Origin of the sequence: Thalassotalea sp. Y01, from assembly GCF_012932945.1 — a bacterium.
GTDB lineage: Bacteria > Pseudomonadota > Gammaproteobacteria > Enterobacterales > Alteromonadaceae > Thalassotalea_A.
The window spans coordinates 1-25,773 of sequence record NZ_JABBXG010000009.1 but is presented as its reverse complement, the minus strand read 5'-3'; the positions used below and the strand labels follow the sequence as shown (position 1 = coordinate 25,773).

The following is a 25,773-nucleotide window of genomic DNA, read 5'->3' as shown; positions in this document are numbered from 1 at the left end:
AGTATTACGGATGCAATTGGAATGTTTGCCAGCCGTTTTCGCTTTGTTCAAAGCATAATCTATCGTGTAAGCGGTTGGCCCGGCCTTGCCAAAACTCAATGGCGTGGGGTTTGACTCTGTAACCGCCCCAAAATTCTGGTAACGGCACTTGTTGGCCTTTAAATTTTTCTTCATAACGCGCTTCACGTTGCGTCAATTCATCGGCGTGTTGCAGGCGTTGGCTTTGTTTTGACGCCCAGGCACCAATCTGGCTGCCGCGTCCACGACTATGAAAATATTGTTGTGATTGTTGTTGTGAGGTTTTTTCAACAACCCCTTCAATACGCACTTGACGCTGCAATACGCCCCAATGAAATAACAAAGCTACTTTTTGATTTTGTTGCAGTTCTTGCGACTTTCTACTGCCATAGTTGGTATAAAAAACAAAGCCGTCCTGATCGAACGATTTTAATAAAACCATCCGAGAAGAGGGTTGTCCTTCACTATCACAGCTTGATACTGACATTGATTCAGGCAGTAAAATCCCCGATTTGTTGGCGTCTTCAAACCATTGTGAAAACAGTTCCAATGGGTTCTTATCTTCAGGTATTGCCGGTAATGGCAATGCCACACCTTGGCCAAAGGTAAAGAGGCAACGTATTTTTTCCAGTAGCGTCATAATTATCTGTTATTTCCTAATCGAGAGATAAATTGTAGCAATTTATTGATACGCAAAAAACTCATATTTAGACTATCATTGAGTCGCCTAAATAATCTCTGAGTAAAAATGTTTTGTATAGAAATCAGTGGCTAATTATAGTTATGATGGGTTTTTATCTATTATCAAAAACTATTTGCGCTGAATTTAATAGTTTTTAACAATTAATACGTTGTCAGCAAACCTTTAACTGCGTTAATGTTCGCGACACTTAAAAATAACAATGATCCAAGCGCGGTTATCGATAACGTGCATTTGGACTCACCGGTATCACAGCAGTTTTCACTCTAAAGTTATCTTGTTTTAGACCAGAACTGTCGTATCGAAGAAAACGAAAAGGTTAATCAATGAAATCTTTAAAGCCTACTATTCTTGGTCTGTCAGTGTCGTTGGCACTGGGCCTGTCAGGTTGTACATTAACTGATACAACTCAATCTGAAGCCTATGCTCAACAGGCTCAAGCGGCTCAACCAAAAAAATTGACGTATGTTCGTACCGTTGAAGGTATAGAAGAATACGCTCTAGAAAATGGCCTGAAAGTACTGCTTTTTGCCGATGCATCACAACCAAAAACCTTGGTCAATGTGACCTATCGAGTCGGTTCGGTACACGAATATTATGGTGAAACTGGCATGGCGCACTTACTTGAGCACATGCTATTTAAAGGTTCTGAAAACTACCCGAAGATTGATACGGAATTTAAAAAGCGTGGTATGTCTACGAACGCAACGACCTGGTTGGATCGCACCAACTATTTCGAAGTTTTCGATGCCAATGTTGATACATTGCAATGGGCAATCGGTATGGAAGCAGACCGTATGGTCAATGCCACGTTTACCGAAGAGCAATTGAAAAGTGAAATGACCGTTGTTCGCAATGAAATGGAGCGTAACGAAAACGATTCTATTCGTATGTTATTGGCGCGTATGTCATCAACGGCGTTCTTATGGCACAACTACGGTAACTCAACCATAGGTGCTCGTTCAGATGTAGAAAACTTTCCATTTCAGCGTTTGCGTGAATTCTATAAAAAACACTATCGTCCAGATAATGCGGTGTTAACCATCGCAGGTCGCTTTGACAAAGAAGCAACCATTAAACATATAGAAGAAAAATTTGGTGCCATTAAGAAGCCAAAAACACCAATTCAACCATTGTATACGGTAGAGCCGACACAAGATGGTGAACGTGAAGTAAACCTGCGTCGTGTGGGGGATATCCCTTACGTTGGTTTGGCTTATCATACGCCAAGTGGCTTGCACCCTGATGCAGCTCCATTGCGCGTATTACAAGAAATCTTTGGCGATTATACTCGTGGCCGTTTGCAGAAGAAGTTGGTAGAACCTGGTGTTGCTACGCAAGCGTTTAATATGAGCTTCATGCTTAAAGACAGTTCGCAATATTTCTTATTCGCCCAAGGCGAAAAAGGCAAAGATACCAAGGAAATGGAACAGCAACTGATCAGCCTTGTTGAAGACATCGAAAGCAATCCGATTAGTGCGGATGAAGTGAAACTGGCCAAATTAAAGCTAGCCAAACAAGCTGAACAATCGATGCGTGATGTGACTGGTGTTGGTATGGAGTTGTCTGAATATATCGCCAAAGGTGATTATCGCCAAACATTCTATTTCCGAGATCAAGTCGAAAAAGTCACGGTCGAGCAAGTACAAGCTGCGGCAGAGAAATACTTTGTCACCTCAAACCGTACCACGGGGCGTTTTATTCCAACCGAAAAGCCAGTGCGTGCTGAAATACCTGTCGCGCCAAATATGGATAACGTGCTAAAAGATTATAAAGGCAAAGCGGTTGTTGCTGCCGGTGAAGTGTTTGACAACACCGTGACAAATATTAAGCAACGCTTACAAACCATGGAATGGCAAGAAGGTACCAAGGTTAACGTGTATCCGAAGCAGTTACGTGGTGAAGAAGTTATCATTACCATGCACTTGCCATCTGGTACAGCGCAAACCTTGGCTAACCAAAGTCAAGCCATCGGCTTTGTTGGCGCGCTGATTAAATTAGGCAATAGCAATTACAGCAAAGAGCAAATAGCCACCAAACTGGATGAGTTAAAAAGCTCTATCTCTATCGGTACCGGTGCTGGTTCAACCAACATCAATATCAAAACCGATAAAACCAATTTACAACAAACCGTCACCTTTTTAGGTGAACTATTAGCGGCGCCGACGTTCCCTGATAAAGAACTTGAGGTTATTCGTCGTTCAAGCATCGCCGGTATCGAAGCGCAACGTAACGATCCGCAGGCTATCGCCTCGAACAGCTTCCGTAAAACCTTATATAACTACCCGAAAGGCCATCCGAAAGCCTATATGGAATTAGATGAGCAAATCGCTAAATTCAAAGAAGTGAATTCAGCTCAATTAAAAGCCCTGTATAAGTCACATTTTAATATCAATAACGGTCATATCACAGTGGTTGGCGACGTCGATGCCGAGCAGATCTCTGCCGAGCTGCATCAAGTATTAGCGCCGTACACCAATGACACACCATACGAACATATGGCGACAGACTTAAAAGATATTGAAGGTGCTGAAGTTAAAACAGAAACGCCAGATAAAGCCAATGCTCAGCTTTACATCATCAACCCGGTTCAGATGAATGTTAAAGATGAGGATTACATTGCCTTGAGTATCGCTAATAGCATTTTTGGTGGTGACCCATTCACCTCACGTATTGGTGCTCGCATTCGTGTTAAAGAAGGTTATAGCTATTCTGTTGGTGCAGGTCTGCAAGCTAACATGTTGGACCAAACCGGTATCTTCTATGCTGTGGCTATTTCAGCACCAGAAAACATGGAAGCGGTAATCGCCGCCTTTAATGAAGAAGTTCAAAAAGTGGTTGCCGATGGATTCACCGATGAAGAGCTTGAACGCGCTGTGAAAGGGTTTATCAGTAACCGTACACGTTCTTGGGCAAGTGATGCAGCCATCGCTGGTGTGATTAACAACGCGAGTAAAGCAAAGGTTGATCTTGCGTTTTATGATGAGCAGATCGCGCAAGTTAACGCGTTAAGCAAAGAAGACGTGCAGCAAGCCTTTATTAAATATATTGGTAAGTTAGATTACAACGTATTTACTGCCGGTGATTTTGCCAAAGTTAAGCAACAAGCTGCGCAAGATACTGAGTAACACGCTAAACCATAAGCTTATCCAAATCGGATAATAAAAAACGCCCAGCAGGGCGTTTTTTTATGGCTCAATAGAGTGTTTAGCGAGTTAGGCAACCTTAATCGTAAATGGTTGGGATCGGCTGACGTTTATGTTGGGTTTTTAAGTAGATGTTGATCAGTGTTTGTTCAACATTGTCTGCCACATCTTTGCCCTCTAAGAAATCGTCAATTTGATCATAGCTAAGACCTAATGCGGTTTCATCTGGTTTACCAGGCTCTAATTCTTCCAAATCCGCCGTAGGCGCTTTGGTGATTAATTTTTCTGGCGCCCCAAGTGCACTAGCAAGTTGACGAACTTGGCGCTTGCTTAAGCCAAACAGAGGTACCATATCACAAGCCCCGTCACCCCATTTGGTGTAAAAGCCAGTGATGTTTTCCGCACTGTGATCGGTGCCAATCACTAAGCCACCTAAAATACCAGCTAAGTGATATTGCATCACCATGCGAGAGCGGGCTTTAACATTACCTTTAGAAAAATCGAGGCGATGGTTATCTGCTTGCAGCAACCCTTCTTGCTCTAGCACGCTAACGGCTTCTTGATGAATACCGTCTGCGCCAGCCATGATATTGGTAGAAACTTGCACGCTAGGTTCAATGAATTTCAACGCCATTTGCGCATCATCTTCATCGGCTTGCACGTCATAAGGCAGGCGCACAGCGATAAACTTGTAGCCACCACCATGCTCCGCATTAAGTTCATTTATGGCAAGTTGTGCAAGGCGACCACAGGTCGATGAGTCTACGCCGCCACTAATCCCCAAAATAAGATGGTTTAATCCTGATGCGACTAATTGTTCTTTAATGAAATTGACGCGACGAGTAATTTCCATTTTCGCATCAATTGTTGGCAACACTTTCATTTCGTTGATAATTGCCTGGCGGTTCATACGCAACCTCAATCCCGAAGAAAAAAAGCTAGTTTAACAACACGCTTTTAAATTTGCGAATGAATACAGTTTAAATTTTTTCATTTATGCGCGCTTTATTGAAAATAACTGGCGCTAGTTTGCCTTTTGCGGGTAAAATTAACTTACTCACTCAGATAAAAACAACGTTATTAACAACGAATAGGTGTATGGCAATGAAAAAAATCGAAGCGATAATCAAACCGTTTAAAATGGATGATGTTCGTGAGGCGTTGGCAGAGGTTAATATTACCGGTATGACCGTCTCAGAAGTGAAAGGATTTGGTCGTCAAAAGGGCCACACTGAGTTGTATCGTGGTGCCGAGTATATGGTCGATTTTTTACCTAAGGTGAAATTGGAAATTGTGGTTAGCGATGCTGACGTTGAACGTTGTGTCAACACCATCGTTGAAACCGCACAAACGGGTAAGATTGGCGACGGTAAAATTTTTATCACTGAAGTTGAACGTGTTATCCGTATTCGTACTGGCGAAGAAGACGAAGCGGCAATATAGAATTTCTGTGATGTTTTATAATTTAAAAAAAGGATCCACTAAGGGGCCTTTTTTGATCGCCAACAATAAATCTTTCCATGCAATAGACTAATTTCCTTTGCCGAACCTGTCTTTTAGTAATTTTTGTATTAATATCAGAATGGTAGAGCATCTGCTTATGGCTTCTGTTGGCTATGATTAAGGTGTTGATATTGGTTTTGGAGTAAGACAATGAATAACAAACACTCAGCTGAGGATATTACCACCCCAACCGAGCCTGATTTCGTGGTCGATACCCATAACGGTGTCAGTGAAGTCAATAAGTTTCGCATTAGTATTGGCGAGCAACAAGCCAGCAAAACCGCCAATAGAGACATTGTCAGCGTCGAAGAACCTTTGCAAATAAACCTAATTTGGCAAGATAGTGACAATGAAAGCCAAGAGAAGGAATTTACCATTACCATGCGCACCCCAGGTAATGATCCGCAATTGGCAATAGGCTTGTTAAACAGTGAAGGGATTATTCGCCGCGCCGAGCATATCGTCAGTGCCACACATCAAGATAATGGCGAACAGCAAAGCGCCAACCAAATTGATGTTGAACTCGCTGCTGGTATCGTACCGGATTGGGGGCAGTATCAACGCCACCTAACCATGCAATCAAGTTGCGGTATCTGCGGCAAAACCTCGTTGCAATCATTGGAGCTGAAAAGCCCACCTAAATTAGATGCCGATCCTGCGTGGCTTGATATTAATACCGTATTGGCATTAAGCGATAGCATGCGCAAACAACAAGTGCAGTTTCAAAAAACAGGCGGGGTTCATGCCGTTGGCTTATTTAGTGAAGATGGCGAATTGGTATTGCTAAAAGAAGATGTCGGCCGCCATAACGCCATGGATAAATTGATTGGCGCGTCCTTGTATCTGCCCGACACGCAACAATCAAGTAAACGTGTGGTGGTATTAAGCGGGCGTATCAGTTTTGAATTGGTGCAAAAAGCCCTTATGGCGAGTTTCCCGGTGATTGTCGCTGTTGGTGCACCATCATCTCTGGCGATATCCGTGGCTCAACGCTTTAATATCACCTTGATCGGTTTTGTTTCGGGCAAAGGCTTTAATGTCTATCATGGTGGATGGCGCCTCAAAGGCGTGTAATATTGTCGTTCATAGCAAACCTCAGCCACATTAAACCTCAGTCATATTTAGTCACATCAAAAACACATCGCCAGCATCGTTATTCAGTTATTGGCTAGGTGCTTTAACCGCTGCTGTTTTCGCAACTAACAGCATCTTTGCATCCCTTTCACCTTGGTTATTTTGTTGCGACACAGAAAAACGTCATGGTTTTTGCAATTTAATCGCTGCCTATCATACTTAAGCCATTAACTTCTTACCCAAAATCATCATTAGGTGGTTGGAAAATAACAGAAAAGGGGCATGGCTTTGACTAAAGTTTTGGCACTTGTATGGCTTGGTTGCTTACTTGCAACGCCTGTGACGGCACAACAAATTATTAAAATGGCCACCACCACCAGTACTGAAAACTCCGGTTTACTGTCGTATATATTGCCTATTTTTGAACAGCAAAGTGGTTACAAGGTTCATGTCATCGCCACCGGCTCAGGTAATGCCTTGCGTTTGGCGCGCGCTGGTGACGTCGATGTGGTGATGACCCATGCGCCAGAAGCCGAAAAGAAATTTCTTGCCCAAGGGTATGGCATTTCGGCTCGGCGCTTCATGGAGAATGATTTTATTATTGTCGGCCCCGTTGATGATCCTGCGGGTATTGCTAATGTCGCCAGCCCAGAGCAGGCTTTTCAATGGATTGCTAAGCAAAATGCCCTATTTATTTCTCGAGGTGATGACTCTGGAACAGAGCAAAAAGAGTTACAAATATGGCAACGCTCCGGTGTCTCAAATCAATTTGAAAACTACAAAGCCGTTGGTCAAGGGATGGGCAAAACCTTAATGATGGCCGACTCAATGCAGGCTTATGCCCTGAGTGACCGCGGTACCTTTATCACCTATCGCGATAAATTGAGCTTGTCGATTATTTATCAAGGTGGGATAAGTCTTGCCAATCCGTATCAAATCATTCTCCTTAATCAACAAAAGTACCCCGAGTTAAACCACCAAGGCGCCAAGCGTCTTAGCGATTGGCTAATTGGTGAAGCCGGCCAACAGTTAATCAATAACTATACGGTTAAAGGTCAGCAATTATTTAAGGCAAATTACAGCGAATGAATGAAGGTTGGCTGACATTGTTTACCCAAGCGTTTACGTTACTGTTATCGTTCGATAAAACTCTGTGGTCGATTATCTTTGTCTCATTCAGTGTGTCTTTGATGGCGTTATTATTAACCCTTATTCCATCGGTTATCGCTGGTTTTATTTTGGCGTTCAGTCGTTTTAAAGGACGCTGGTTAATTACGTCTTTGATTCACACTATGCAATCAATACCAACTGTGGTTATTGGTTTGTTGGTCTATATTTTATTAACGCGACAAGGCCCTTTTGGAGATTTGCATTGGCTGTTTACACAAAAAGCGATGATCATAGGGCAAATGTTAATTTGCATACCTATTTTAATTTCTCTATCACAAGCGGCATTTACCCACATTGACAAACGCGTATGGGAAACCTCTCGGACTTTGGGGCGTAATGTGCTGTCGACCATGTTGCTATGCTGTCGAGAGCTAAAAGTGCCGTTACTGCTAACAGTCATCACTGCATTCAGTCGAATCATCACCGAAGTAGGGTGCTCTATGATGGTCGGTGGCAACATTCTTAACGCAACACGGAATATTCCAACCGCTATCGCTCTTGAAACCAGTAAGGGCGAGTTCGCACAAGCCATAGCCTTAGGCATGGTGTTATTGATCTTAAGCTTTTTGTTGAACTTGTCGCTGGCATCTTTGCGCGGTAAAGCCTTGGTGAGGAGTTATTGATATGACTGATTCGCCTACCATTCATATTGAACCAAGCTCATCACCTGAGGACAATGTGGCACGCATTGATGGTCAAAACCTTATTGTCAGCTTTAAACAACATATTATTTTTAATATTAAAGCGCTTAGCTTTAGACAAGGCGATAGCATTTTACTGCAAGGCGCCAATGGTGCCGGTAAAACCAGTTTGATGAAAGTGTTAGCAGGCTTACTTAAACCAGAATTTGGCAACCTACAGTGTCGAAGAGCAGGCAATACACGTTTTACAGGTCGTCAAAAGCTGATTGGCACGGCCACGTATTTACATCAGTCACCGTACGTTTATAGTGGTACTGTGCTGGGGAATTTAAAAATGGCAACGCCATTATTTTGGCGGTTTTCAGCGTCGGCAAAAGCGCGATTAGCAATGGCAATTGAGATGGCGCAATTAGGTCACTTACTTGCAGCAGATGCTGCTGAACTTTCTGGTGGAGAGAAGCAACGACTGGCATTAGCGCGTGTATATTTAGTGCAACCCGCCTTGTTAATGCTCGATGAACCGACAGCAAATATGGACTTGGTATCGCAACAATTGGTCTTGGCCATGGTCGAGCAATTGCAGCAACAAGGGACGGGGCTGATGATTGTAAGCCATCAAAGCAATAGTTTAACCGCCTTGTGCAAACAACATTGGCTGCTCGCGAATAAACAATTAACGATTTGTGCAAAACCGCGAGGCGTTAGTGCCGATCAAATCTCTAATCTAGACAACAATAAAATATTAAAGAGTAAAACATGAGCCGTGAGTTGATTCATACAATGGCGGTACCGGTACTGGGTATTTGTGCGTACAGTGGAACAGGAAAAACAACCCTACTTACCGCACTGATACCCTGGTTGAAAAAACAGGGCATTCGCGTGGCGGTGATCAAACACGCTCATCATAATTTTGATGTTGATAAGCCGGGTAAAGACAGTTTTTTGTTGCGCCAAGCTGGTGCTCAGCAATTGTTAATTGCCTCTGAGGTACGTTATGCCCATATGTATGAAAACCTGCAGACGGAATCACCTGATTTGCCAAGCCTGCTTGCTCGAATTGACTGCGATAGCGTCGATTTGATTTTGGTGGAAGGTTTTAAACACGTCGCATTTGATAAAATCGAATTGTACCGGCAATCGGTTGGCGCCCCTTTGATATATCCTAATGATGACAATGTGGTCGCTATTGCGAGTTGTCAGCAAAGCGCTTTAGATAGCAATCAACTAGCAACCAATATAACTCAGTTATCCCTTGATGATATTGAACAGATCGGCCGCTTTATTCTGTCCCATACCAAGCTCACATCAACTGCCGCAGAAAAGAGCAGTTGTGGTGCATTACCGGCAGGTACTTTATCGGTAGAACAAGCGGTAACAGCGATAGAAGCACAAACCAAGCGATTGCAAAACATTGAAACGTTAGCGTTAGAGCGATGCTTAGGTTACGTCTTAGCGGAAAATATCTATTCAACCATCAATGTGCCACAACATACTAATTCAGCAATGGATGGATACGCCATTCATGCGCCAACATTGCACCAGAGTAAAAATAGCCAACAACTAAGCGTGTATGACATTGTTGGTGAGGTGTTTGCAGGTCAGCTTTTTTCAGACCTATTGCAGCCAGGCCAAGCCGTGCGCATTATGACCGGCGCACCGCTGCCAGAAGGCGCCAATAGCGTTATTGCCAAAGAGCTGGCGACAGAGGATATCAGCGGGGATACCGTCCAAGTCTCATTCAGCGACATGGGAAAACTTGGTCAAAATATCCGCCAGTTTGGCGAAGATATTACCAAAGGTGAGCTGGCAGTTGCCGAAGGTGAGCGTTTGAATGCTGCCCGTTTGGGGTTGTTAGCATCATTGGGTTTCGCTAATTTAAAAGTGACATCAGCACCAACCATTGCGCTGTTTTCTACCGGTAATGAAGTATCGCAACCGGGTCAGAAATTGCAAAAGGCCGGTATCTATGATGCAAATCGCTATTCCGTAATGGCGTTGGCGCAACAGTTGAATTGTAACATTATCGACTTTGGTATCATCGAAGATAACCAACAGAGTCTGCAAGACACCCTTGTCAAAGCCAGTCAACAAGCCGATATCATTATCAGCTCCGGCGGCGTATCTGTTGGTGATGCCGACTTTGTTAAAGACAGTATTAATGCCGTTGGCAATGTTGATTTTTGGCGAGTGCAGATGCGCCCAGGCCGGCCGTTAGCGTTCGGTAAATTGCATGACGCATTATTTTTTGGATTACCGGGTAACCCCGTCGCGGCGATGATTTGTTTTATGGTGTTTGTACAGCCGGCGATTCGCAAAATGACTGGCGAGCAAAACTGGCAACAGCCTTTGTTTGCGGCTATCGCGAGTTGCTCGATGCGCAGTCGTTTGGGACGTCATGAATATTTACGAGGCTGTTATAGCCTCAGTGATGATGGGCAGTTGCATGTTGCCTTAACCGGGCCTCAAGGGTCTGGCATATTAACCTCCATGGTTCAGGCTAATTGCATCATAGTATTACCACCTGAAACCGAAAGTGTAAAACAGGGGGATAAAGTCAACATCATGTTTATCGCTGATTTACTATAATCAGAACAACCTACTCACATCTAAGGCATATGATTCAGCGACACTGTTGGATTAGAAAAAGGGCATAGAATGCACAGAACAAATAACGTTTGGCCGTTGTATGTATCATTGCAAAAGCAAACCTCGACTTTTCAAGGTTGGGCCAATATTCATTGGCAAATCGAAGCCTTTATCAGTGCCGATAAGGCCAAACCTGAGGGCGCAAAATTAGTTTTCCTTGAGTTGTTTCAAGATGAGCGTGCCAGTTATCGTCTTAACTTAGATCTCGACCAACCGAAATTGTTTATCGTTTGTGACGAATTAGCGGATGGTCAATGGTTGCCAATGTCGGTGACCGCAGAGCAGAGCATAGCGACCGCCTGCCTTGAGTCCGATACGCCGGTACTATCATTAGATATGCCTGATGCCATAGCATGTTGGATTGAAGCCTTTATTACCTTGCATGGTGAAGTTGAAATTTGTGCCCATCGACGCAAACACGTTAATCGCAAAAAAGAACAAAGCAATGGCAGTGTAAGGAGACGTCGATGACGTCGATGCGACAGCGCTGGCGACGTTGGCTGCAAAAAAAACAACACATTGGCCAACCTAGTGAAAACAATTGTCAAAACAGCAATCTAAACGACAAGAAAAACAGCAAGCCGGCTGCAAAGGCAGGTCAAGCGAGCTTTGCTGACTCGTCGCTTGACGTTGATACAGATATTGATAAAGGCATTGATAGTGAGCATAAACCGCTTGCTGAACAACCGTCTGCGCGAACACCATTACCCGATCCAAAATCCATCAAACAAGGTGGCAGTTTTGCCTGTTTTATGGGAGGTGACATAGATCCCAAACAACAAGCTGATGCGTTAAAAGTACTTTGGCAACAACCGCAGTTTCAGCAACTTGATGGCTTAGAGCAGTGCGACCAAGACTTTTCAAATCAACCACTGTTGTCGTCCAATGAAAAGCAAAAGCTATTGGATCAAGTCTATCGTTATGTGGTCGAAGAAGAGCCTGAGCCAAGCCAAAAGCAACAACAAGCACTAAAGCAAGAACAACAGCAACAACATCTCGCTAAACAACAAATTCAACAGCAGCACCAGGCGCTAAGCGATGCTCAACTCAGTGATGACTCAAAGAATCAGCATTTGGCAATTATCGATACGCCAGAGTCACAATCAGAGGCTACTGCTAATTCTGCGCATGAATCTAAATTAACCAATGTTGGCAAACCCAGTGATAACAACGAACAAGGTTAAGCGAATGATTGCTCTGCCTTAAAGAATTGTCAGAAATATATTGCCATAGAGAATTGCCATAAGCTGTCTATACTTAGATTTCAATAACTTACAACTAAAGCGGACTTGGGGTTTATTTACATAGGTCATGCTTGGAGTAGAGATGACATTGGATTTTCAAAAAATAAGAGAAAATGTGTTTCAACGGCATCAGCCCTATCAAAATTTAATCCCGGCGACCGTATCTTACCAAACCCAAGGATTTATTTTACTGATTGGTCCTGAAGATAGCGCGCGTTTGGCAAGCGCATTGTTGAGTAGTCAAGACAAAGTTACCATTTTAGCTACCGAAGCCATCACCAATCAAGATCAAGCGCACTTGCAACAGGCCATGGACGTTAGCCAACACTGTCAGGTCTATTACGGCAAACTCAATAGCATCAAAGGATTTCTGGGTCAGTTTCAAGTCAGCGTAAATCAACAGCAACAGGATATCGAGCTTGCTCGTGTGGCCATTAGGCAACCGCATTTTGATTTGATAATTGACTTAAGTCAGCAACCTATTTTGCAACAAGATCTATTGCCTGTTGGTTATTTTTATGTCGGAGCACAACAGTCGACATTGCAGCAAGTGGTTCAGGATCTACCAGATTTTATCGGTGATTTCGAAAAGCCACGTTATGCCAAAATAAACCCACAACTGTGCGCTCACTCCAATAATGACTTGATAGGGTGTCAACGTTGCCTTGAGGTGTGTCCGGCGGAGGCAATCAGTAGCGTTAATTTTCGTATCGAAATTGACCCATACCTATGTCATGGCAGTGGCAGTTGTGCAAGTGTCTGTCCTACCTCAGCGATAGAATATGAATTGCCACCTCCTATCCCATTGCAAAACTATATCCAGAATGTCATTGCTGACTACATTCAACACACCAAGATCAAACCTGTGTTGCTATTTCATGCCCAGCAACATCAATCGTCAACGCTGACAAAACAATTACCAAGCCATATATTGCCGATTGCGGTTGAAGAGATTGGTGTCGTTGGGACTGAGCATTGTCTTGCTGCCATTGCTTGGGGGGCGGCGCGTGTGCTAATCGTCAATAACGAAGCCGAAATGGTTTCGGTAACCGAAGTTCTACAACAGCAGGTCAACTTGGTAAACGAGCTTTTGCTAAATCTGTCATTAAACAACTGTATCGAGCTTATCGACTCTAACGCTTTGTGCAATGATGACATCGCCAACTTGGCAACATACGTCTATCAAGACAAGGTCATTAATGCATTAGCTATCGCTGATTTTGTCGCAGATAATAAACGCCAATTGTTTTTTGCGGCACTGGATCACATCAATCATCAAACCTTGCAATTAGAGCGCGTCATTGAGGTAAAACACAGCAGTTTTGGCACCATCACCGTCGATAACGATTGTACCTTGTGTATGGCCTGCGTATCTGCCTGTCCAACTTCCGCATTGGTTGCTGGTAATGACACACCATCATTGAGCATTGTTGAGCAAAACTGTGTGCAGTGCGGTTTATGCCAGAAATCCTGCCCTGAAAAAGTGATTAACTTACAGGGGCAAATTAATTTGCAGCATCAGCAGCGCACGCAAGCGCAATTATTGCAGCAAGAGCCTGCATTTCATTGTATTAGTTGTGACAAGCCGTTTGCTACCGAGTCTATGGTCAAGCGCATGTTAACCATGTTGTCTGAACATGATGCCTTTAAAGGGCAATCGCAACGTTTGAAAATGTGCGGTGACTGCCGTGTCAGGGACATGGTTAAAGATGTCATTGATGACCCCAACAAACAATTAAGATAAATACCATGCCTGATAACTCAACCATATACCTTAATGAGCGCCAATTTCGAATCGATGTGTATCAATTGCTCGCAGCCTTAATGCGCAATGAGCCACAAACAGGCATGCTGCAATTGCTCGGTAACTTGCACATAGAAACACAGCAAGCGAGCAACACTGCTTTAATAAACTGTTTTGCTCGATTGAAGCAGCAAGCCAATATGGCCGACATAGAGCAACTGCAACATCAGTTCTTCGAGTTGTTTATTGGCTTGTCACAAGGGGAGATCAACCCTTATGGCAGTTGGTATCGTGAAAACAAACTGATGTCGAATACCTTATTGAGGCTACGGGCTCATTTACAACAACTTGGTATCAGTCGTGAAGAACAGGTAAAAGAACCAGAAGATCATATTTCAGCGCTTTGTGAAGTCATGGCTATACTTATACAGGACAAAGCGGAGCATCAGCAGATTGTCTTCTTTGAACAACATATCGCTCCATGGTTTGAGCCGCTGTGTAACAAGCTGAGCGAAAATCGTTTAAGTCCATTTTATGCCAGTGTTGGTGAGCTGGCGTATGTGTTTTTGCAACAAGAGCAAACCTTGTTGGAGCACCTGAGGATACAGGTGTCGATAAACTAAACCTCTAACGCCAATACAGTGACGATTTTGGCGGTATTTTACAGGTTTCTTAATTTGTAGGCTTGTCATACAAGTCATAACAGTAAAGGTTAAGAAGGTCGAATGAAAAAGTCAGAACGTGCCCAACGTCGCAGTTTACTTAAACTCTTAGGTATCGCCGGTGCCACCAGCGTGGTCGCACCAAAATTATCGGCAACCGTTGTCGAACCCCAGCCTAAATTTAACAACACGTCACAAAGCGGATACCACGAAACGGAACATATACGACAATTCTATCGGTCGTTACTAGACCACTAATTCGGAGTGTCACCGATGAAATTAACCAGAAAGGTAGCGACCAAGGTTGACCCACAAAACCATGATGAGGGGATGGGTAGACGTCAATTTCTCAAGTCAGCCGGTATTACCGCAACAGGTGTGGCGACCGCTGCTGCGTTTGCACCGTCAATGATGCGCAAAAGTCAAGCGAGCGAATATGTAAGTCACGATGTTCCTACACAAGTGAAACGCAGCATCTGTAGCGCTTGCGCGGTGGGGTGCGGTATTTACGCTGAAGTGCAAAATGGCGTATGGACCGGACAGGAACCGGCGTTTGATCACCCTATATCAAAAGGCAGTCACTGCGCAAAAGGCGCCGCTGAACGAGAGCATGGTCAAGGCAAGCGACGAGTCAGATACCCTCTAAAATTAGTCGATGGTAAATGGCAAAAATTATCATGGGAGCAGGCTTTGTCGGAAGTTACCGACAAAATGAAGTTGATTCGCAAGCAATCCGGACCTGACTCGATTTACTTTATGGGTAGCGCCAAATTCTCTAACGAAAGTGCCTACCTTTATCGCAAACTAGCGGCAATGTGGGGGACCAATAATGTCGATCATTCGGCTCGAATTTGTCATTCAACCACCGTTGCCGGTGTCGCCAATACTTGGGGCTATGGTGCGCAAACCAATTCTTTAAATGATATGCATAACGCTAAATCGATTTTGCTTATCGGTTCAAACCCGGCCGAAGCACATCCTATCGCGATGAAGCATATTTTAATTGCCAAAGAAAGGGGCGCTAAAATCGTCGTCGCCGATCCGCGCTTTACCCGCACCGCAGTGCATGCAGACCTTTATTGCCCATTAAGACCCGGTACGGATATCCCATTTATTTATGGATTACTTTGGCATATTTTTGATAACAACTGGCAAGACGATGAATTTATTAAAACCCGTGTATTCGCGATGGAAGATATACGCGAGGAAGTTAAAAATTACGATCCTGATACGGTCAGTGATATAACCGGCGTTGATAAAAAAACGTTATTTGAGGCGGCTAAGACCATTTCTGAAAATCGCCCTGGTGGCATCACTTGGTGTATGGGCGGCACGCAGCATCATATCGGTAATTCCAATACTCGAGTGTATTGTATCTTGCAATTGGCATTAGGAAATTTAGGTGTCAGCGGCGGTGGTGCCAATATTTTGCGTGGTCACGACAACGTGCAAGGCGCCACAGATTTGGGCGTATTATTTGATACGTTACCTGGTTATTACGGTTTAACAACCGGATCGTGGCAGCATTGGAGTCGCGTATGGGGGTTAGACTATGAGTGGGTCAAAGGTAACTTTGATCAAGGCGAATATCTAGGTCGACAACCTATGACCAGCCCAGGGATCCCTTGCTCTCGATGGCACGACGGTGTGCTTGAAGAAAAGAAAAACATCGCCCAAGCCGATAACATTCGATTGGCGTTCTTTTGGGGACAGTCAGTTAATACCGAAACCCGTCAAAATGAAGTCAGAGAGGCACTCGATAAGCTGGAAACTATTGTGGTCGTAGACCCGTATCCAACCATGGCCTCGGTATTACACAATCGTAAAGACGGGGTCTATATATTGCCAGCCTGTACCTGCTATGAATCATACGGCAGTGTGACCAATACTAGTCGCAGTATTCAATGGCGGGAAAAAGTCATTGAACCAATTTTTGAATCGAAACCTGATACTGAAATCATGTATTTATTATCAAAACACTTGGGTTTTGACAAACAGTTCACCAAAAACATTGCCAAGACCGATACCGGCATTCTAATAGAAGACATAACCCGAGAATACAACAAAGGTATGTGGACCATTGGCATGTCGGGGCAAAGTCCTGAACGGTTAAAATACCACACCATGCATTGGGGGGAGTTCAGTTATGACGATTTAGTCGCCAGCAGCGGTGAAGCAAAAGGTGAGGTCTACGGCTTACCTTGGCCATGTTGGGGCACGCCAGACATTGGCCATCCAGGCTCAACCATTCTTTATAACACCAATTTACATGTTAAAGACGGCGGTTCAAATTTCAGAGCTCGCTTTGGCGTCGAGTATCAAGGCAAGAGTTTGTTAGCCGATGGCACTTATTCAAAAGGGTCAGAGATTAAGGATGGCTACCCCGAGTTTAGTGCGGATATGCTCAAACAATTGGGGTGGTGGGATGATTTAACCGAACAGGAACAGCAGCAGGCCGAAGGCCGTAATTGGAAAACCGATTTGTCCGGCGGCATCATACGTGTCGCCCTTGAGCATGGCTGCTCACCTTATGGTAATGCGAAAGCACGTTGTAAGGTCTGGACATTCCCTGATCCTGTGCCGATTCATCGCGAACCTCTTTACGCTCCGCGTCGCGATTTGGTAGCGAAATATCCAACCTATGAAGACATGCGTGTTCATCGCTTACCGACCTTGTATCGTTCCATTCAAGAGCAGGACTTTACCGATAAATACCCACTTCAACTCAGCTCTGGTCGCTTGGTTGAATACGAAGGAGGCGGCGAAGAGACACGAACCAATGCTTGGTTAGCGGAGCTACAACAAGAGATGTTTGTTGAAATTCACCCAACAGATGCTGCCGCTCGCAATATAAATAATTGGGATGATGTCTGGTTAGAAGGAGCCGAAGGTGGCCGCATTAAAATCAAAGCCATGGTTACACCTCGTGTTCGTGAAGGCTTAGCGTGGATGCCATTTCACTTTGCCGGCATCATGAGTGGTGAAAATCTTATTGATAAATATCCTGACGGAACAGCTCCTTATGTGCTCGGTGAGTCAGCCAACACGGCATTAACTTATGGTTATGATCCGGTAACTCAAATGCAAGAAACCAAATGCTCGTTATGCCAAATAGAAAAAGCGTAACAGCAGGTAAATAAGAGGCTATACAACATGGCGAAAATGAAATTCTTATGTGATACCGAACGTTGCATTGAATGTAACGGTTGCGTCACGGCGTGTAAAAATGAAAACGATACGGCATTGCAATGGGGTATTCAGCGTCGGCGAGTGGTCACACTCAACGAAGGCGGCCCTGGTGAAGCGTCGATTAGTATTTCCTGTATGCATTGTGATGATGCGCCGTGCATGCAAGTCTGCCCGGCTAAAGTTATCTACAAAACCGATGACGGTATCGTCTTACATGACAAAGATGGCTGCATTGGTTGTGGCTATTGCTTGTATGCTTGCCCTTACGGTGCTCCTCAGTTTGAACAAGACGGTGATTTTGGCAACCGCGGCAAAATGGATAAATGCACATTTTGCGCGGGCGGCCCAGAAGAAGATCACAGTCAGGCCGAGAAAGAGAAATACGGCGCCAATCGTATCGCCGAAGGTAAATTGCCATTATGTGCTGAATTTTGCGCAACCAAAGCATTATTAGCTGGCGATGCGAAGATCATAAGCGACATATTTGAGCAAAGAGTAAATTTTCGAAATGCTAAAAATGTGGGTTAACCACATTCCACCCCATTGGAGGATGTATGAACAACATAGGCAACATTGTCGGTAAGATGTTGATACAGACGTTATGTATTCTCTCACTTTTTGGTAATATCGGTTACGCACAAAGTAATCAACAACAGCCTGAAAACTATGTGTTGTTGGCGGCTGAGCAATCCTCTAGCCAAGGACAGTCAGGACAAACTTCAACGGCGTTAGAGACCATCTACCCGCCAATTTCCCCAGAAATACGTGCGGTATTAGAAAGTACTGGGGTAACAGAAGTACAAGATTGGTCTGCATTGGGCAGCACGACCACCGGCTTCACTTTGTCGCAAAGTACGTTTCATCCACAAGCGATTAACCCTTATGATTTACAACTAATCAATATGCGCAGCGACATGTTGGCGCCGGGTTTTATTGTCGCGTTTTTTGGCATGATCGTTGTGTTTACCTTATTTTCGGTTATCAATGGTGCCTCAAAGGTGCAAGGGGGCATGAGCGGCAAATCGATTAAGCGCTGGTCAACCTATGATGTCTTTATTCATTGGCTGTGTGCCTTACCCTGTATTTTATTGATTTTTTCGGGCATGACCTTATTGGCTGGACGTTATTATATTGAACCGAATGTCGGCAATAGTACTTGGGCTTCGATGATTTATTACGCTAAGGCATCTCACGATGTTTTGGTTTACCCTTTCGTTATTGGTTGGCTATTAATTTGCGTTAGCTGGTTAAAAGACCAATGGCCAAAAATGTACGATATCAGCTGGTTTAAGGCTGGCGGTGGTTATATAAACTTTGGGCCAATGAAAGGTAAGCACCCTGATTCGGGCTTTGTGAACGCTGGCGAAAAAATATGGTTCTGGTGTTTGGCATTAGCGGGGGTGTTGTTGGTTGCTTCGGGTATTGTATTAATGTTCCCAACCCAATTGGATGTGAGTCGTACACTCAGTGTTTTAGCGCTCATCGTTCATGCCAGTTCGGCACTGGTTATTGCAGCCTTTGCGGTAGTGCATATTTTTATGGCAACCGTACTCGCACCTGGCACACTGTCGGCAATGACCACAGGCTATGTTGATGAGAATTGGGCGAAACAGCATCATAACCTTTGGTTTGATGAGATAAATGCCAACAATACCATCGAATATAAAAAATAAGCACGTCACATATCAGATGTCTTAGGCAATTGCTTAAATCAATCAACATAAAAAAGCCCGCTAATGCGGGCTTTTTGTTTCAATAATTAAAATTCAGAGCAACGCTTACAAGCCTTTTACATTCGGATTGTTAGGGTAATTCAATGTCATTACCTGGCGTGCGTTGGTTTGTAAGTCAGTAAGGCCAAGTTTACCGTATGCTTCAATCATGATCTCTAGAGCAAACTCTACCTGTGGACCAGGGCCAAAATACTCAACGATATAACGACCACGATTTGCTGCCGCGGCGTAAGCTTTTCGTTTCATAAAAAATCTTGCAGCGGATAACTCATAGTCAGCTAAACGACTTTTAATCGCTAACATGCGCTGATGTGCATCTTTGGCGTATTTACTTTCAGGATATTGAGTTAAAATGGTTCTAAAATCATTGAATGCTGCACGTGCGTGTTGTGGATCTCGGTCAGAACGGTCAATGCCCGCCATTTCCTGAAATAGGTTTTCTTCCAACGACTGGTTAATCAAACCACGAATATAGTGGACGTAATCAACGTTTTTGTGATTTGGGTTTAAGCGTAAAAAGCGTTCTGCTAAGGCGGTGCCTTGGGCAGAATCACCTGATTTGTAATACGCATAGAGAAGATCCAGTTGTACTTGATGCGAAATTGCGCCAAATGGGTAACGTGAATCGATAGCCGATAAAATCGGAATAGCTTTTTGGTAAAGGCCGTTATCTAAGGCGCTACGAGCGTCTTGATACAAAGCTTGAGCTGATTTATCTGGCACCTTTTCAACATCGTCAGGTGAAGAAGAACAACCGGCTAATCCTAGAAACAGCGCTAAGGCAGCAATTTTTAATGTAAACTTGTTCATAGTAATTGGGATTAAAACCTTAAAAATAATTATGAAAGCGATGCCCGATACGGGTAAAATAGCTTTAATTTTCTAATGTTGGCATTCTAACCTAGCTTTTGTGATTTTCACAAACTTAAAGAGACATTAATGACAGAAATTATAGAACATCAACAAATTGTGCCTGATTCTTGTTTGGGTAAACGCCTTGATCAAACCTTAGCTGTGCTATTTCCGGAGTACTCTCGTTCACGACTAAAAGAATGGGTACTGGCTGGAAACGTTAAGGTAAATGGCGACGTAATCACCAAAGCCCGCGAAAAAATGTTGGGCGGTGAATCTATACATCTTAGTGCACAAATTGAAGCTGAAGTTCATTATGAAGCACAAAATATTGAATTAAATATTGTTTATGAAGATGACGATATCCTAGTAATCAACAAACCAGCAGGTTTGGTGGTGCATCCAGGTGCCGGTAACCCTGATGGTACGGTGTTAAATGCATTACTGCATCATTGCTCTAAATTAGAGTTATTGCCTCGTGCTGGTATTGTTCATCGATTAGATAAAGATACGACCGGCTTAATGGTTGTCGCTAAAACCATTGCTGCTCAGACAGCCTTGGTTGATGCATTGCAGGCTCGAGAAATTACTCGTGAATACGAAGCAATCGCTAATGGCGTTATGACTGCTGGTGGTTTGGTTGATGAACCTATTGGCCGTCACCCGACAAAACGAACCCATATGGCAGTGACGATGTCAGGTCGTCCATCGGTAACGCATTATCGAGTGATGGAAAAGTATCGTAATCACACTCGACTGCGTTTGCGCTTGGAAACAGGACGCACCCATCAAATTCGTGTGCATATGTCACATATAGCTCATCCATTGGTTGGTGATCCGGTGTATGGTGGACGACCGCGTCCACCAAAAGGCGCATCACAAGACTTACTTGATTTGTTACGTGGCTTTAAGCGCCAAGCGTTGCATGCAACCATGTTATCTCTATATCACCCGATTAATGGCGAGTTAATGACTTGGCATGCGCCTGTACCTGACGACATGATTTCGGTATGTGATGCGTTAAAGCTTGATGCGCAGTTGCATCATCAGGAAGAGTACTAGGAGCGTTTTTTGGTGGCAATTAACCTTAATTGGCAGGGAAAGTCATTAAGTTATGCCTTTACCACGCAACGTGATGGTGGTTGTTCAACTGCACCGTTTGCGAGTTTGAATTTGGCCTATCATGTCGGTGATGATGCAAACCGCGTTGCCGAAAATCGGCAAACGATTGTGCCATTACTGCCCGGTAAACAAATACAGTGGTTAAACCAAGTTCATGGTGCCGATGTCGCTCGTGTTGACACCGTATCAATAGAACCATTAACCGCTGACGCCGCCTTTACTAACAATGCTAATATCGCATTGGCAATAATGACCGCCGATTGTTTGCCAATTTTATTGATTAACAAACAAGGCACTGAAATTGCGGCAATTCATGGTGGTTGGCGTCCTTTGTCTGCTAACATTATTGCCAATACTTTGGCTTGCTTTAGCTGTGATAACGATGAAATCTATGCTTGGCTAGGGCCATGTATTGGACCTCGTTGTTTTGAAGTTGGCGCTGATGTATTGAGCATATTTGCACAACAATCCGCCGACTTTACTGAGTGTTTCACCGCAACTTCTCACAACAAATATTTAGCCGACTTGCATGCCATCGCCGAGCAGCAATTAAATCGTCTTGGTGTTAGCCAAATTAGCCGCAATAGTGATTGTACATATACCCTTGCGGACAAATATTTTTCTTATCGAAGAGACCAGCAAACTGGACGAATGGCCAGCTTTATCGCCATGCGTTAAGCAAGCGAAAAAATAAAATTAGCCACCAACCCTTGAAATCTTTCGTTTTAATTCTTATCTAAGTAACATGACCTTAGCAAAATTATGGTTATTGTTAGGAGTGATTTATGCGAATAGATAAGCTTACCCAAAAATTTCAACAGGCTGTAGCTGACGCACAAAGTTTAGCGTTAGGTAAAGATCATCAATTTATTGAACCTGCACATTTAATGTTGGCGCTGTTAAATCAAAGCGGCAGCAGCGTCTTGCCTATTCTCAAACAATCTGGTGTTGATGTCAGTGCGTTACGTGGCAAATTGAATGATATGTTGGCGCAATTGGTACAAGTCGACGGTGTCGGCGGTGAAATTCAGGTTTCTAACCAACTCGCGTCATTATTAAATCTGTGCGATAAATTAGCGCAGAAGCAGGGTGATAAATACATTTCATCGGAAATCTTTTTATTAGCGGCTATTGAAGATAAAGGACCATTAGGCAGCTACCTCAAGCAAGTTAATATTAAGCCAGCGCAAATCAAAGCGGCAATTGAGCAAACCCGTGGTGGTCAAGCCGTTAATGATCCGAATGCTGAAGATACGAGACAGGCGCTGGAAAAATATACCGTTAATCTGACCGAGTGTGCCGAACAAGGCAAATTAGATCCGGTCATTGGTCGTGATGAAGAAATTCGTCGTACCATGCAAGTGCTGCAACGCCGCACCAAAAACAACCCGGTGTTAATTGGTCAGCCAGGTGTTGGTAAAACCGCCATCGTTGAAGGGCTGGCACAACGCATTGTCAATGGCGAAGTGCCGGAAGGGTTGAAAAACAAACATGTCTTATCGTTAGACATGGGCGCGTTGATTGCCGGCGCGAAGTTTCGGGGCGAATTTGAAGAGCGCTTAAAAGCGGTGCTTAATGAACTGGCCAAAGAAGAAGGTCAAATCATCTTATTTATCGATGAGCTACATACTATGGTCGGCGCTGGTAAAGCCGATGGTGCCATGGATGCGGGTAATATGTTAAAACCGGCGTTAGCCCGTGGTGAATTGCATTGTGTTGGCGCAACAACGTTAGATGAATATCGTCAATATGTTGAAAAAGACGCAGCGTTAGAACGACGTTTTCAAAAGGTCTTAGTAGAAGAGCCAAGCGTAGAAGATACCATAGCGATATTGCGTGGCCTAAAAGAGCGTTATGAATTACACCATAGTGTGGATATTACCGATCCGGCGATAGTGTCGGCGGCCAGTTTATCGCATCGCTACATCAGTGATCGTCAGTTGCCGGACAAAGCCATCGATCTCATTGATGAAGCCGCATCGAGTATTCGCATGCAAATGGACTCCAAACCAGAAGATCTTGATCGTTTGGAGCGCCGTCTTATCCAACTCAAACTTGAGCAAAAAGCGGTCGAAAAGGAAACCGATGCCGCATCTAAAAAGCGCTTACAACTAATGGAAGACGAAATCGCCAGTTTGCAAAGCAATTATGATCAACTCGAACAAGTTTGGAAAAATGAAAAAGCCTCTCTTTATGGTGCGCAAACCATTAAAGCGGATTTAGAGCAAGCACGTCTTGATTTGGAAATGGCACAACGCTCTGGCGATCTAAACCGTATGTCAGAGTTGCAGTACGGTCGAATCCCCGAATTGGAAAGGCAACTGCAAGGCGCGGTTGATACCGAACAAAGCGAACTTACTTTACTCAAAAATCGTGTAACCGATATTGAAATAGCCGAAGTTTTATCCAAGGCCACTGGTATCCCTGTAGCTAAGATGCTTGAAGGAGAGCGCGACAAGTTATTGCATATGGAGCAAGACCTACAAAAACGGGTTATTGGTCAACAAGAAGCTTTGCAAGCTGTCTCTAATGCCATCCGTCGTTCTCGCGCTGGTCTTGCTGATCCTAATCAACCGATTGGCTCTTTTATGTTTTTGGGGCCAACAGGGGTGGGAAAAACAGAGCTAACCAAAGCCTTGGCGAACTTTTTGTTTGATAGTGAAGATGCGTTAATTCGTGTTGATATGTCAGAGTTTATGGAGAAACACTCGGTTGCCAGATTAATCGGTGCACCTCCAGGCTATGTTGGTTATGAAGAAGGCGGCTATATTACTGAGGCCGTGCGTCGTAAACCTTATTCGGTGATACTTTTGGATGAAATTGAAAAAGCACATCCTGATGTCTTCAACATATTATTGCAGGTGTTAGACGATGGTCGTTTAACCGATGGTCAAGGACGCACCGTTGATTTTCGAAATACGGTAATCGTCATGACCTCGAACATGGGCTCCGATATTATTCAGGAAATGGCGAGCGAAGCACAATACGAGCAGCTGCGTCAGACGGTTATGGCGGTGGTCGCGCAACATTTTAAACCGGAATTTATTAACCGTATCGATGAGTCAGTGGTATTTCACCCACTTAATGCCGAGCAAATACAGCAAATCGCCAAGATTCAAATTCGCCAATTGACGAAACGTTTGCAAGACAAACAACTCGATTTACAAATTAGCGAAAAGGTTATTGCAAAGGTAGCTGAAGCTGGGTTTGATCCGGTGTTTGGTGCGAGACCATTAAAACGAGCAATTCAACATCAGATTGAAAACCCATTAGCTCAGGAAATATTAACAGGTAAGTTCGTACCAGAAAGTAGCATTGTGCTCGATGTGGATGAAGCGGGAAATCTGACCATCGAATAGGGCTAAGTTAACAATTGTCGTTATAACAAAGGTGGAGGTTTACTGGCAGTAAATCTCCACTTCTTTTTCGCTCAATGCGATACGATCTAATCGTTCTTTATCGGTAAGCAATCGGGAGCGACCATCAGCATCGGTCATCTCAACTTTATCGAATTCAGTCAATGTACGTAGGTTTGCTTGGGCATTTTTACAATTAATGCTTGATGCTTGCGCTAAGTCAGGCGTTTGTTCTTCGCCTTCTTTTTTCACTTCTTTCATTGGTGATTTAACCGGCGAGTATGATGTTGCCACCTTTACTTCTTCATAATCTTCTTTGATAGGTTCGTGTTGCCCATAGTGGATCACACCATTTTCATCTACCCAGCGATAGACCGTCACATCTTGAGCAAACGCTGTGACACTTATAGTTAGCGCTAAAAGCGCAGATATATTTATTAAAGCACTGGTCATATGAATCCTTCAATATAAAACGTTTAATGCCTTCCGTAGTGTCTATATAGTGTTTTCTAACTTTATATAGAATAACTCCTTACTTATAGCTGCCATTATAAAGATCATTAACTGGTATGGCTAGCCACCTGCGTTCAATTTTTGTACGTAAGTGTTGTGAAGGGTTACATAAAGTTACATTTTGGCGCGGTAAAACAACGCTTTTGTCTATTTGTTGACCGCTTGAGCGGTTTTTTCAAAAAAACTTAAAAAACGTGTTGACCTCAGCTCAGAAATCCCTAAAATGCGCCTCCACTTCCACAGGGGAATGCGCTAAACGGCGAGCATCCAGTAGAAGTTAGATTTGCAGTTTGTCAGAGTTAGGAATTAACAATGACAAACGACAACAAATTAATTTGAAGTTTTTTAAATTAATCGGTTGACAACAAATCTGGGATGGGTAAAATGCACATCCTGCTTCGGGCAAGCCCAGAAGCAACAAGCACTAGCGAATGCGTCTAATGCTTAATTCTTTAACAAT

22 protein-coding genes are annotated in these 25,773 nt (G+C 43.8%); 18 read left to right on the top strand and 4 right to left on the bottom strand.

Annotated elements, in window-relative coordinates; all coding sequences use genetic code 11:
- Window positions 1-4: 4 nt before the first annotated feature.
- The gene (gene pdxH, locus HII16_RS13095) at window positions 5-658 is read right to left on the bottom strand and encodes a pyridoxamine 5'-phosphate oxidase (protein ID WP_169130757.1); all 654 of its coding nucleotides are present in this window, start codon (window positions 656-658) and stop codon (window positions 5-7) included.
- Between the two features lie 386 nt (window positions 659-1,044).
- Between pdxH and HII16_RS13090 the strand changes: the two genes are divergently transcribed.
- Window positions 1,045-3,846, top strand: a complete 2,802-nt coding sequence (locus HII16_RS13090; RefSeq protein ID WP_169130755.1) for a pitrilysin family protein — start codon at window positions 1,045-1,047, stop codon at window positions 3,844-3,846.
- Window positions 3,847-3,943: 97 nt separating this feature from the next.
- Here HII16_RS13090 and nadE read toward each other — a convergent pair whose 3' ends face one another.
- A complete protein-coding gene (nadE, locus tag HII16_RS13085; RefSeq protein ID WP_169130753.1) occupies window positions 3,944-4,774 on the bottom strand; it encodes an ammonia-dependent NAD(+) synthetase in 831 nt (276 codons plus the stop codon).
- Window positions 4,775-4,968: 194 nt separating this feature from the next.
- Between nadE and glnB the strand changes: the two genes are divergently transcribed.
- From glnB to HII16_RS13015, 14 genes are all read left to right on the top strand, one after another.
- Window positions 4,969-5,307, top strand: a complete 339-nt coding sequence (gene glnB, locus HII16_RS13080) for a nitrogen regulatory protein P-II (RefSeq protein WP_135439531.1) — start codon at window positions 4,969-4,971, stop codon at window positions 5,305-5,307.
- Window positions 5,308-5,517: 210 nt separating this feature from the next.
- Entirely contained in the window at window positions 5,518-6,441 is a 924-nt protein-coding gene (gene fdhD, locus HII16_RS13075) for a formate dehydrogenase accessory sulfurtransferase FdhD (protein ID WP_169130751.1), read from the top strand.
- Between the two features lie 282 nt (window positions 6,442-6,723).
- On the top strand, window positions 6,724-7,530 hold the full coding sequence (locus HII16_RS13070) for a substrate-binding domain-containing protein (RefSeq protein WP_169130749.1): 807 nt from the start codon (window positions 6,724-6,726) through the stop codon (window positions 7,528-7,530).
- Window positions 7,527-8,234 (top strand): ABC transporter permease, encoded by a 708-nt coding sequence (locus HII16_RS13065; protein WP_169130747.1) that lies wholly within the window; start codon window positions 7,527-7,529, stop codon window positions 8,232-8,234. Before HII16_RS13070 ends, HII16_RS13065 begins: the two co-directional genes overlap by 4 nt.
- A gap of 1 nt (window position 8,235) precedes the next feature.
- Window positions 8,236-9,012: an energy-coupling factor ABC transporter ATP-binding protein gene (locus HII16_RS13060; protein ID WP_169130745.1), complete on the top strand. Its 777-nt coding sequence runs from the start codon at window positions 8,236-8,238 to the stop codon at window positions 9,010-9,012.
- On the top strand, window positions 9,009-10,838 hold the full coding sequence (locus tag HII16_RS13055; RefSeq protein ID WP_169130743.1) for a bifunctional molybdopterin-guanine dinucleotide biosynthesis adaptor protein MobB/molybdopterin molybdotransferase MoeA: 1,830 nt from the start codon (window positions 9,009-9,011) through the stop codon (window positions 10,836-10,838). The genes HII16_RS13060 and HII16_RS13055 overlap by 4 nt, the downstream gene beginning before the upstream one ends.
- A 69-nt stretch (window positions 10,839-10,907) precedes the next feature.
- A complete protein-coding gene (locus HII16_RS13050) occupies window positions 10,908-11,369 on the top strand; it encodes a DUF3305 domain-containing protein (protein ID WP_169130741.1) in 462 nt (153 codons plus the stop codon).
- Window positions 11,366-12,082: a DUF3306 domain-containing protein gene (locus HII16_RS13045; protein WP_169130739.1), complete on the top strand. Its 717-nt coding sequence runs from the start codon at window positions 11,366-11,368 to the stop codon at window positions 12,080-12,082. The genes HII16_RS13050 and HII16_RS13045 overlap by 4 nt, the downstream gene beginning before the upstream one ends.
- Before the next feature lie 142 nt (window positions 12,083-12,224).
- A complete protein-coding gene (locus HII16_RS13040; RefSeq protein WP_169130737.1) occupies window positions 12,225-13,886 on the top strand; it encodes a 4Fe-4S binding protein in 1,662 nt (553 codons plus the stop codon).
- Window positions 13,887-13,891: 5 nt separating this feature from the next.
- Window positions 13,892-14,509, top strand: a complete 618-nt coding sequence (locus tag HII16_RS13035) for a molecular chaperone TorD family protein (RefSeq protein ID WP_169130735.1) — start codon at window positions 13,892-13,894, stop codon at window positions 14,507-14,509.
- Between the two features lie 102 nt (window positions 14,510-14,611).
- A complete protein-coding gene (locus HII16_RS13030) occupies window positions 14,612-14,806 on the top strand; it encodes a formate dehydrogenase (protein WP_169130733.1) in 195 nt (64 codons plus the stop codon).
- A gap of 15 nt (window positions 14,807-14,821) precedes the next feature.
- On the top strand, window positions 14,822-17,674 hold the full coding sequence (locus HII16_RS13025) for a formate dehydrogenase subunit alpha (RefSeq protein WP_169130731.1): 2,853 nt from the start codon (window positions 14,822-14,824) through the stop codon (window positions 17,672-17,674).
- Window positions 17,675-17,701: 27 nt separating this feature from the next.
- Window positions 17,702-18,265, top strand: coding sequence for a formate dehydrogenase FDH3 subunit beta (gene fdh3B, locus HII16_RS13020; RefSeq protein ID WP_169130729.1), 564 nt, complete (start codon window positions 17,702-17,704; stop codon window positions 18,263-18,265).
- Between the two features lie 26 nt (window positions 18,266-18,291).
- Entirely contained in the window at window positions 18,292-19,410 is a 1,119-nt protein-coding gene (locus HII16_RS13015) for a formate dehydrogenase subunit gamma (RefSeq protein ID WP_169130727.1), read from the top strand.
- A 105-nt stretch (window positions 19,411-19,515) separates the two neighbouring features.
- On the opposite strand, the gene HII16_RS13010 is transcribed toward HII16_RS13015, so the two are convergent.
- Complete coding sequence (locus tag HII16_RS13010) at window positions 19,516-20,280, bottom strand: outer membrane protein assembly factor BamD (RefSeq protein ID WP_135439544.1); 765 nt, start codon at window positions 20,278-20,280, stop codon at window positions 19,516-19,518.
- A 129-nt stretch (window positions 20,281-20,409) separates the two neighbouring features.
- Between HII16_RS13010 and rluD the strand changes: the two genes are divergently transcribed.
- From rluD to clpB, 3 genes are all read left to right on the top strand, one after another.
- Window positions 20,410-21,384, top strand: coding sequence for a 23S rRNA pseudouridine(1911/1915/1917) synthase RluD (gene rluD, locus HII16_RS13005; RefSeq protein ID WP_135439545.1), 975 nt, complete (start codon window positions 20,410-20,412; stop codon window positions 21,382-21,384).
- A gap of 12 nt (window positions 21,385-21,396) precedes the next feature.
- The gene (gene pgeF / locus HII16_RS13000; protein ID WP_348981422.1) at window positions 21,397-22,122 is read left to right on the top strand and encodes a peptidoglycan editing factor PgeF; all 726 of its coding nucleotides are present in this window, start codon (window positions 21,397-21,399) and stop codon (window positions 22,120-22,122) included.
- 107 nt (window positions 22,123-22,229) lie between these two features.
- Complete coding sequence (clpB, locus tag HII16_RS12995) at window positions 22,230-24,803, top strand: ATP-dependent chaperone ClpB (protein ID WP_169130723.1); 2,574 nt, start codon at window positions 22,230-22,232, stop codon at window positions 24,801-24,803.
- A 39-nt stretch (window positions 24,804-24,842) separates the two neighbouring features.
- Here the strand turns inward: clpB and HII16_RS12990 are convergent, their stop codons facing one another.
- Window positions 24,843-25,253, bottom strand: a complete 411-nt coding sequence (locus tag HII16_RS12990; RefSeq protein WP_169130721.1) for a DUF4124 domain-containing protein — start codon at window positions 25,251-25,253, stop codon at window positions 24,843-24,845.
- Window positions 25,254-25,773 lie beyond the last annotated feature (520 nt).

Coding starts and splice junctions, on each gene's coding strand:
- HII16_RS13030 (WP_169130733.1), top strand. CDS start 14,612: ATGAAAAAGTCAGAACGTGCCCAACGTCGCAGTTTACTTAAACTCTTA.
- HII16_RS13060 (WP_169130745.1), top strand. CDS start 8,236: ATGACTGATTCGCCTACCATTCATATTGAACCAAGCTCATCACCTGAG.
- HII16_RS13070 (WP_169130749.1), top strand. CDS start 6,724: ATGGCTTTGACTAAAGTTTTGGCACTTGTATGGCTTGGTTGCTTACTT.
- HII16_RS13065 (WP_169130747.1), top strand. CDS start 7,527: ATGAATGAAGGTTGGCTGACATTGTTTACCCAAGCGTTTACGTTACTG.
- fdh3B (WP_169130729.1), top strand. CDS start 17,702: ATGGCGAAAATGAAATTCTTATGTGATACCGAACGTTGCATTGAATGT.
- HII16_RS12990 (WP_169130721.1), bottom strand. CDS start 25,253: ATGACCAGTGCTTTAATAAATATATCTGCGCTTTTAGCGCTAACTATA.
- HII16_RS13010 (WP_135439544.1), bottom strand. CDS start 20,280: ATGAACAAGTTTACATTAAAAATTGCTGCCTTAGCGCTGTTTCTAGGA.
- HII16_RS13055 (WP_169130743.1), top strand. CDS start 9,009: ATGAGCCGTGAGTTGATTCATACAATGGCGGTACCGGTACTGGGTATT.
- HII16_RS13025 (WP_169130731.1), top strand. CDS start 14,822: ATGAAATTAACCAGAAAGGTAGCGACCAAGGTTGACCCACAAAACCAT.
- HII16_RS13040 (WP_169130737.1), top strand. CDS start 12,225: ATGACATTGGATTTTCAAAAAATAAGAGAAAATGTGTTTCAACGGCAT.
- HII16_RS13035 (WP_169130735.1), top strand. CDS start 13,892: ATGCCTGATAACTCAACCATATACCTTAATGAGCGCCAATTTCGAATC.
- rluD (WP_135439545.1), top strand. CDS start 20,410: ATGACAGAAATTATAGAACATCAACAAATTGTGCCTGATTCTTGTTTG.
- fdhD (WP_169130751.1), top strand. CDS start 5,518: ATGAATAACAAACACTCAGCTGAGGATATTACCACCCCAACCGAGCCT.
- HII16_RS13090 (WP_169130755.1), top strand. CDS start 1,045: ATGAAATCTTTAAAGCCTACTATTCTTGGTCTGTCAGTGTCGTTGGCA.
- HII16_RS13015 (WP_169130727.1), top strand. CDS start 18,292: ATGAACAACATAGGCAACATTGTCGGTAAGATGTTGATACAGACGTTA.
- clpB (WP_169130723.1), top strand. CDS start 22,230: ATGCGAATAGATAAGCTTACCCAAAAATTTCAACAGGCTGTAGCTGAC.
- HII16_RS13050 (WP_169130741.1), top strand. CDS start 10,908: ATGCACAGAACAAATAACGTTTGGCCGTTGTATGTATCATTGCAAAAG.
- nadE (WP_169130753.1), bottom strand. CDS start 4,774: ATGAACCGCCAGGCAATTATCAACGAAATGAAAGTGTTGCCAACAATT.
- pdxH (WP_169130757.1), bottom strand. CDS start 658: ATGACGCTACTGGAAAAAATACGTTGCCTCTTTACCTTTGGCCAAGGT.
- HII16_RS13045 (WP_169130739.1), top strand. CDS start 11,366: ATGACGTCGATGCGACAGCGCTGGCGACGTTGGCTGCAAAAAAAACAA.
- glnB (WP_135439531.1), top strand. CDS start 4,969: ATGAAAAAAATCGAAGCGATAATCAAACCGTTTAAAATGGATGATGTT.